The organism is Catenibacterium sp., assembly GCF_052354645.1.
GTDB classification, from domain to species: Bacteria; Bacillota_I; Bacilli_A; order Erysipelotrichales; family Coprobacillaceae; genus Catenibacterium; species Catenibacterium mitsuoka_A.
The window spans coordinates 1-2,238 of the sequence record NZ_DAWDDM010000310.1 but is presented as its reverse complement, the minus strand read 5'-3'; the positions used below and the strand labels follow the sequence as shown (position 1 = coordinate 2,238).

General features: G+C 34.6%; 2 protein-coding genes. Both read left to right on the top strand.

The genetic code is table 11. The features are described 5' to 3' along the window. Positions 1 to 47: 47 nt before the first annotated feature. A complete protein-coding gene (locus ACT8VG_RS10400; RefSeq protein ID WP_444195828.1) occupies positions 48 to 1,154 on the top strand; it encodes a glycosyltransferase in 1,107 nt (368 codons plus the stop codon). 2 nt (positions 1,155 to 1,156) lie between these two features. Next, positions 1,157 to 2,230: an acyltransferase family protein gene (locus ACT8VG_RS10395; RefSeq protein ID WP_444195827.1), complete on the top strand. Its 1,074-nt coding sequence runs from the start codon at positions 1,157 to 1,159 to the stop codon at positions 2,228 to 2,230. Positions 2,231 to 2,238 lie beyond the last annotated feature (8 nt).

Sequence of the window (2,238 nt, the reverse complement as noted above, 5' to 3'; positions counted from 1 at the left end):
GAATAATGAAAACGCGTTGTTGTCTATAATAAATGAAATAATCAAAGATGAAGGATAAAATACTGTTTATAACTGCATATGTTCCTCACAAAGCGGCAGCTGGCGAGAAAAATACGATGATTATGCTCAATGATTTAGCAGAGTCGTATGATGTTGATTTAGTATATTTCAAATACGATTATGATAAGCCATATCTGCCAGAACGTAGCAATGTAAAAGTACTGAAAGTTTTCAAAAACTCAAAAGCCATAAAAATTTGGGGTATTCTCAATTTGCCTTTTCTTCATCCGGTATATTCCATTCGCTTTAGTTGGTCAAAGTTGATAACTTTGAAAAAACTAATGGGGAATACATCTTATAAAGCAATCGTTTTGAATCATAGTAATGTGTTCTATTACGGTAAATTTTTAGGCAGAAACACTCCCAAGATTTTATTGGCTCATGATGTGATTATTCAACGAGCTTTGAGAACAGCAAGTAAACTGATGCAAAATATTTGCCGTTTTAGTGAACGCTTGTGTTTCAAGTTGCCAAATGCACATATCTTTTCATTTTCGCAGAAAGATGTTGATATAATCAAGAGAGAATATCATTTGCCAGCAAAGGTTTGTCTGGATTATATAGATCCTGATATTATCAACAAGCGAGTGGAAACGATAGAGGATTACTATATGTTCTTTGGCGATTGGACTCGTAAGGAAAATTATGAGGGTGCTTTATGGTTTATAGAAAACGTTTCTCCTTTACTTAAGAAAAAGACTACTTTTAAGATTATTGGACGTCAATTTCCTAAGGAGAAGATTAATAATAATAATCCATTAATTCATTATGAAGTGATGGGCTTTGTTGATGATCCATACTTGCTCTTATCACAAGCCAAAGCTCTTGTATCACCATTGTTTAATGGCGCAGGAATTAAGGTAAAGGTAATTGAGTCTCTTGCTTGTGGTACACCTGTTATTGGTACAGAAATAGCTTTTGAAGGCTTGCCAAAAGGTTTTGAATCTAGTATGCTTCTTGCAAATACACCGGACGAGTATGTTCAGGCTATGATTGATGTAACAACGGATGTCGAAGTTAGAAAGAAATTGCGCTCAGACTTTATTGAGTGTTATTCCAAGGATAGTATTAGGCATTATATTGAAAAACTGTAAATATGGAAAAACGTTCGTTATCAGTAGATATAGCAAAAGGTATCTCTATTATAGCTATAGTATTGGGACATATCAATTTCTTATATCCAGTTGGACCATTAGTAAATACTAAAGATTTATTCCTTTACCTTTGGCACGTTTCCGTATTCTTCTTGCTAGCAGGTTTCTTCATAAAAGAAGAGCAGCTTGTTCAGCCTAAGTTGTGGTTTAAGAAGAAATTCTCATCGCTTTATTTGAAAATATTGTATTTCTATATTCCTGCAGTATTGTTGCATAATGTGTTGATAAAGATAGGGTGGTATTCATTAGAGTCTACTGACCCTGTAATCAATACTTATTCAATGATGGAATTCGCTAAGCAAACTGTATTGGCTATCTGTTTAGGTGGAAGAGAACCAATCGTTGGTGCAATGTGGTTTGTGTATGTGCTTTTTATGGCTCTGATCGGTTTGTCTATTGTTTCATGGGCTATCAAGAAGATTTCAAAGAATGATAGACAATATGAATGGATGAGATTTATTGCTTTGTTGTCCATGTGTATCTTGGCTGGTTTGCTCAGCAACAAATATGGCTTGACAATTCGACGATTTAGTAATACATTTACAGCAATGCTGCTGATATATGTTGGCAGAATAATGTATCAGAAGATAAAATTGTCTTTTGATAATGGCTATCTTGCTATTGCTTGCGGATTGATAGCTTTTGAGGTCGCTTGCATGCTTGGTGGTGTTTCTCTAAATGGCAATGAATATAAGGATATACTTCAACTGTTAGTTGCTGCACCAGCAGTTCTATATATTATAATGTATATAGGTAAGCATATCGAGGCTAATGTAGTAGGTAAGGCTATCGCATATGTTGGAAAGGACTCTTTCTACGTTATGGCTTTGCACTTTGTTGGCTTTAAATTTTGTACTTTAGCATTACAAGGCATAGGTTATTGGGGGACAAATCTTAGTGATTTGACACCAGGTGTTGGTGGTAATATGCTCTTACTTTTTGTGTACGCATTCTTTGGTGTAGGATTCCCATTAGTTTTTATGTGGGGATTTAGGAAAATAATAAATCTATTCTAGAAATAGAT